General features: G+C 66.9%; 7 protein-coding genes. 3 read left to right on the top strand and 4 right to left on the bottom strand.

All coding sequences use genetic code 11. The features are described 5' to 3' along the window. The 3 genes from ACESY8_RS19395 to ACESY8_RS19385 all read right to left on the bottom strand — a co-directional run. The coding region (locus ACESY8_RS19395; RefSeq protein ID WP_498794943.1) for a MutS N-terminal domain-containing protein at positions 1-984 on the bottom strand (984 nt) is incomplete at its 3' end. 15 nt (positions 985-999) lie between these two features. Further along, entirely contained in the window at positions 1000-1710 is a 711-nt protein-coding gene (locus ACESY8_RS19390) for a transposase (RefSeq protein ID WP_498794942.1), read from the bottom strand. Beyond that, a complete protein-coding gene (locus ACESY8_RS19385) occupies positions 1697-1906 on the bottom strand; it encodes a helix-turn-helix domain-containing protein (protein WP_007495654.1) in 210 nt (69 codons plus the stop codon). Before ACESY8_RS19385 ends, ACESY8_RS19390 begins: the two co-directional genes overlap by 14 nt. Before the next feature lie 83 nt (positions 1907-1989). Between ACESY8_RS19385 and ACESY8_RS19380 the strand changes: the two genes are divergently transcribed. Further along, the gene (locus ACESY8_RS19380) at positions 1990-2262 is read left to right on the top strand and encodes a DUF6809 family protein (protein WP_007495655.1); all 273 of its coding nucleotides are present in this window, start codon (positions 1990-1992) and stop codon (positions 2260-2262) included. Here the strand turns inward: ACESY8_RS19380 and miaB are convergent. Beyond that, positions 2242-3645, bottom strand: a complete 1404-nt coding sequence (gene miaB, locus ACESY8_RS19375; protein ID WP_054339579.1) for a tRNA (N6-isopentenyl adenosine(37)-C2)-methylthiotransferase MiaB — start codon at positions 3643-3645, stop codon at positions 2242-2244. The genes ACESY8_RS19380 and miaB overlap by 21 nt on opposite strands. A gap of 143 nt (positions 3646-3788) precedes the next feature. Between miaB and ACESY8_RS19370 the strand changes: the two genes are divergently transcribed. After that, the gene (locus ACESY8_RS19370; RefSeq protein WP_007495657.1) at positions 3789-4856 is read left to right on the top strand and encodes an alanine racemase; all 1068 of its coding nucleotides are present in this window, start codon (positions 3789-3791) and stop codon (positions 4854-4856) included. Between the two features lie 137 nt (positions 4857-4993). Next, positions 4994-5437 (top strand): D-aminoacyl-tRNA deacylase, encoded by a 444-nt coding sequence (gene dtd / locus ACESY8_RS19365; protein WP_009257188.1) that lies wholly within the window; start codon positions 4994-4996, stop codon positions 5435-5437. The last annotated feature ends 111 nt before the right edge of the window (positions 5438-5548 follow it).

Below are 5548 nucleotides of genomic sequence, written 5' to 3'. Positions count from 1 at the left end.
GCGGCCGATGGCCGCCGGGGAGAGCAGGGGCCGCTCCATCCACGCCCGGATCAGCCGGTGGCCCATGGCGGTGCGGGTCTTGTCCAGCACCCACAGCAGGCTCCCCTTCTTCTCCTTGGAGCGCAGCGTCTCGGTCAGCTCCAGGTTGCGCCGGGCGGTGAGATCCAGCTCCATGAACTGCCCGGTGGTGAAGTACGTCAGGGTGGAGAGGTGGGACAGGTCGGTCTTCTGGGTCTCATAGAGGTAGGACAGCAGGCCGCCCACCGCCTGGAGGGCGGCGTCGTCCCCGGCGGGCAGGGCGTCCAGGCCGGCGGAGAACTGCTTCTCCGCCGCCGTGCGGGCCGCGTCCAGCCGGAAGCGGGCCTCGCCCCCGTTCTCGCAGCGGCAGTCCAGGCGCTTGACCAGGAAGTCTACCAGGGCCCCGTCGCTGTACGCCCCGTCGGAGAGCATGGCCTCCCGAGGGGTGAAGCGGCCCAGCTCGTTATAGAGGTGCTCGTCCGCCTCCGGCCCGGTGAAGGAGGTGACGGAGCACTCGCCGGTGGAGATGTCGCAGAAGCACAGCCCCGTGCCCGCGCTGTCCCGGTACACGGCGCAGATGAAGTTGTTGCGCCCCTCCTCCAGCATGGAGGAGGTCATCACCGTGCCGGGGGTGATGATGCGGATGATGTCCCGGTCCACCAGCCCCTTGGCCAGGGCGGGGTCCTCCATCTGCTCGCAGATGGCCACCTTGTAGCCCTTGGCGATCAGCCGGGCGATGTAGGCGTCGGCGCTGTGGTAGGGCACGCCGCACATGGGGGTGCGCTGCGCCTCCGGCTTGCCCCGGTCCCGGCTGGTCAGGGTCAGCTCCAGCTCCTTGGATACCAGCTTGGCGTCCTCGTTGAACATCTCGTAAAAATCACCCAGCCGGAAAAACAAAATACAGTCCGGGTGCAGCTCCTTCATGCGCAGGTACTGCTGCATCATGGGCGTGGTCTCTGGCGGCATAGCGTCTCTCCTGTTCTATCTCTCTGTGTAGTAGCAATCCAGCTCCCAGCGCAGGGGGTTGTTGTCAATATAGGTCCAGATGCGCAGAAAGTCGTTTTCACTGCGGACAATATGGTCGTAGTAGCCCCGCTGCCAAAGGCGGCCGGCCTCCAGTCCCCGCCCGGCGGCCAGATGGACGGACCGGGATTTCACGCCGCCTACAAGCCGTCCCAGCTCTGCGGCGGCCCGCGGCCCACTGTCTGTGGGGGCAACCCTTGCGTCCGCCCGCGTCCCGGCTCCTGTGGGGACAATCCTTGCGGCTACTCGCGTTTGGCCGTCTGCGGGGGCAATTCTTGTGGCGGCCTGCGTCCCGGCTCCTGTGGGGACAATCCTTGCGGCTACTCGCGTTTGGCCGTCTGCGGGGACAATCCTTGCGGCGGCCTGCATCCCGGCCCCTGTAGGGGCGGCCCTTGTGGCCGCCCGTTCCAGCGTCAGGAGCAGATGGACATGGTTGGGCATGATAACCTGGTGCTCCACCCGTACTCCGGTAAGCGCGATGGACTCTGCCACACATTCCCCCAGCGGGGTGAGAACGAGGGGCGGGGGACCACAAGGGGCGCCCCTACGGATGGAGGAGAGGACGGGGCGGTGCGCTGAGGTGCAGAACGTCACAAAATAGGTGCCGCCCGCGCCGTAGTCCCACCCCCGCAGGCGGGGGTTCTTCCGCTCCGGCCTATCGGGCGTCACTGCGGCCCACCAGATAGTCGATCGTTACCCCAAAATAATCCGCCATGCGGATCAGCGTGCTGACGGAGGCCTCCCGTTCGCCATTCTCATAGCGGTGATAGGTTCGGAGGTTAATTCCCGAGGCATTCGCGGCCACGGACTGAGAGACATGCTTTTCTTCCCGCAGGAGCAAAAGCCGTTCTGCAAAAGTTGCCATAAAACCTCCTTGACATTGACCGAATGGGCAATGTATAATAGAAATAGAATTGACCGTTCGGTCAAAGATTGGGGGGCTATCCGATGGAACAAATTTTAGACGTTCTCTACAACTATATCCAGGAAAACCGGATTGCGTATTATCTGAACGGCGACCCGGAATACTGTCTGGCCGGGCGGCGGATGGACGAGGCGGAGGAGTGGCTGGAGGCCAACCTGCCGCCGGAGGCCAGGGCGCGGCTGGAGCGTCTGGCGGCGGCCCGCGCCGAGCGGGACTTCCGGTATGAGCGGGCGCTGTTCCGCTGCGGGCTGGGCCTGGGGCTGGAGCTGGCCGGGTCAGGCCGGCTCCCCGGATAGGGACCACTTGTTGGCCCCGGTGATCTTCACGTCCACAAACTGGCCGATCAGGCCCTCGTCCCCGGTCAGACGCACCAGCCGGTTGCCGGGGGTGCGGGCGGTGAGGCCCTTGTCGTCCCGACCGTCCACCAGGCAGCGGACGGTTTTTCCGATGTAGGCGGCGTGCTTTTCCTCGGAAATCTGGTCCTGCCGCTCCACCAGCCGCTGGAAGTGGGCCGCCTTCTCCGCCTTGGGGATGGGGTCGTCCATTTTGGCGGCGGGGGTGCCCTCCCGGGGGGAGAAGATGAAGGTGAACAGCGCGTCGAAGCGCACCGCGTCGATGAGGGTCATGGTGTCCTCGAACTCCTCGGCGGTCTCGCCGGGGAAGCCCACAATCACGTCGGAGGTGATCACCACGTCGGGGATGGCCTGGCGCAGGCGGCGCACCTTGTCCAGGTAGCCCGCCCGGTCGTACACCCGGTTCATGGCCTTCAGAATCCGGTCGTTCCCCGCCTGGAAGGGCAGGTGGAAGCAGGGGGCGATCTTGGGGGAGGACGCCATGGTGTCGAAGAGCTTCTGGGAGGCGTCCTTGGGGTGGCTGGTCATGAAGCGGAGCAGGAAGTCCCCGGGGATCTCCGCGGCCGCTTGGAGCAGATCCGCAAAATCTATGGGCTCGTCCAGATCCTTGCCGTAGGAGTTGACGTTCTGGCCCAGAAGGGTGATGTCCTTGTACCCCTCGGCCACCAGGCCGCGGATCTCGTCCAGGATGATCTCCGGCTTCCGGGAGCGCTCCCGCCCCCGGACGTAGGGCACGATGCAGTAGGTGCAGAAGTTGTTGCAGCCGTACATGATGCTCACCCACGCCTTCACCCCCTCCTGGCGCACCAGGGGGATGCCCTCGGCGATGGAGCCGGGCTCGTCGGCAATGTCGAAGATGCGCCCCCGGCGGGTCACAAGGCGGTAGAGCAGCTCCGGGAACCGCCACAGGGCGTGGGGGCCGAAGACCAGATCCACCTGCCGGTAGGAGTCCTTGATCTTCTGCGCCATGTGGGGCTCCTGGGCCATGCAGCCGCACACGCAGATGAGCTGGCCGGGCTTGGCCCGCTTGGTGTGCACCAGCGCGCCCACGTTGCCCAGCACCCGCATCTCGGCGTGCTCCCGGATGGCGCAGGTGTTGATGACAATCAGGTCGGCCTCCGCCTCGCTCTGGGTGAACTGGTACCCCATCTCGCTGAGGTAGCCCCGCAGCCGCTCCGAGTCGGCCTCGTTCTGCTGGCAGCCGTAGGTGTCCACAAAGGCCAGGGGCGCGGACGGCCGGGCGGCGAACCGCTCGTGGAGCTTCTGGCAGAAATCCCGCTGGCGGTCCACGTCCGCGGGGGAAATTCGGGTGGTCTGTCGATTCAAGCTGGTTCCTCCAAAAAGAGTATTTCAATCTCAAAATCATATCACTTTTCCTGTCGAAACACAAGCGGAAACCCCTTTTCGTTGACGGAAACTTTCTGGGAGTATATAATAGAAAAAACCAGGCAAGAGAGAGAGGCGGGGCCATGAAAACGCTGGTCATCGAGCGGGAGGCCGTAAAGAACAACATCGGCGTCATTAAGGAGCGGGCGGGCGAGGCCGTGATCTACGCGGTGCTCACCGGCGACGGCCAGGGGGCCGGGCTGGTGGAGCTGGCCCGGCTGCTGCGGGAGGAGGGCATCGGCCGCTTCGCCGTCAGCGAGCCCGCCGAGGCCGCCGCCCTGCGCAGGGCGGGCTTTGTGGAGGAGGAGATTCTGATGCTCCGCCCCACTGTGGACCGGGCGGAGCTGGAGCAGCTCATCGATCTGAACGTGGTGTGCACCGTGGGCTCGGCGGACACGGGCATGGCCCTCAACGGCGCGGCGGAGGCCCGCTCCACCGTGGTGGAGGCCCACATCCAGATCGACACCGGCATGGGCTTCGGCGGCTTCCTGGCCGACGAGCCGGAGAAGATCCTCTCGGTCTACCGCAACCTGCCCAATGTGGCCGTGTCGGGCATCTGCACCCAGCTCCACGCCCGGAAAAAGGGCGGAGAGGATCTGGCCGCCCGGCTGGGGCAGTTCCACCGGGTGGTGGAGGCCATCCGGGCCGCGGGCTTTGAGACGGGGGTTGTCCACGCCGCCGGGTCCTACGCCCTGCTCCACTGCGCCGACGCCCGGCTGGACGGGGTGCGGGCGGGCTCCGCCCTGCTGGGCCGCTGCCGCCGCGTCCACGGCGACGGGCTGTACCGGGTGGGCTACGGCGAGGTGGGCATCGAGGAGACCCGCTGGCTCCCCAAGGGACACACGGTGGGCAGCGCCCGCCCCGTCGTCCTCCGGCGGCCCACCCGCGTGGCGGTGCTGCCCGTGGGCTATCAGAACGGCTTCGGCGTGGCCCGCGCCCAGGGCGGCGGCCTGGGCGCCCTGCTGCGGCGCTGGCTGGCCGCCCGGCGGCGCACCGTCCGCGTCAACGGCCAGCGGGCCCGCATCCTGGGGGCCATCGGCGCCATTGAGACCGTGGTGGACGTCACCGACCTCAAGTGCTCCGCCGGCGATCCGGCGGTGTTCGACATCGACCCCCTGTACGCACGGGGGTTTGTGCGGGAGTACCGGTAGCCCGGCGGCCCGCCGGAGGCCCGTGCGGAGGGCGCAGGGGCGGGTGCCCACACCCGCCCGTCGGACGGATGCGGGCAGGAGAGGCCGCCCTGGGGGTGCCGGCTCCTGCAACAAACAAAGAGAAGGGAATTTGAGCGATGCGCGCAGTTGTTACCAGAGTGAAGAGTGCCTCCGTCACCATTGACGGCCGGGTGAACGGCGAGATCGGCCAGGGGCTGCTGGTGCTGCTGGGGGTGGGCCCCAGCGACACCGAGGCCCAGGCGGTGAAGCTGGCCGACAAGGTGTGCGGCCTGCGGATTTTTGAGGACGAGAACGAGAAGATGAACCTGAACCTGGAGGCGGTGGGGGGCGCGCTGCTGGTGGTGAGCCAGTTTACCCTCTATGCCGATACCAAGTCCCGCCGCCCCGGCTTCACCGGGGCCGCCAAGCCGCCGGTGGCCATCCCCCTCTATGAGAAATTTATGGCCGAGTGCGCCGGGCGGGGCTTCCGGGTGGAGCACGGCGAGTTCGGCGCGGATATGCAGGTGTATTCGCAGAACGACGGACCGGTGACCATTCTGCTGGACACCGACCAGATGTAGGGCCGAACTCGCCCCCGCGCCCCCGGCGCGGATTCACTCCGCCCCGGCAGATAAAAAGGGAACCGGGGTCCCCCCGGGGGGGGAGCCCCGTGGGGGGGTCGGCGCGGATAT

This window comes from Clostridium sp. ATCC BAA-442 (assembly GCF_964239415.1).
In the GTDB taxonomy this organism is placed as follows: domain Bacteria; phylum Bacillota; class Clostridia; order Oscillospirales; family Oscillospiraceae; genus Flavonifractor; species Flavonifractor plautii.
The sequence above is the reverse complement of the archived record's forward strand: the minus strand, read 5'-3'. Positions and strand labels throughout refer to the sequence as shown.

Coding starts and splice junctions, on each gene's coding strand:
- ACESY8_RS19385 (WP_007495654.1), bottom strand. CDS start 1,906: ATGGCAACTTTTGCAGAACGGCTTTTGCTCCTGCGGGAAGAAAAGCAT.
- ACESY8_RS19380 (WP_007495655.1), top strand. CDS start 1,990: ATGGAACAAATTTTAGACGTTCTCTACAACTATATCCAGGAAAACCGG.
- ACESY8_RS19370 (WP_007495657.1), top strand. CDS start 3,789: ATGAAAACGCTGGTCATCGAGCGGGAGGCCGTAAAGAACAACATCGGC.
- dtd (WP_009257188.1), top strand. CDS start 4,994: ATGCGCGCAGTTGTTACCAGAGTGAAGAGTGCCTCCGTCACCATTGAC.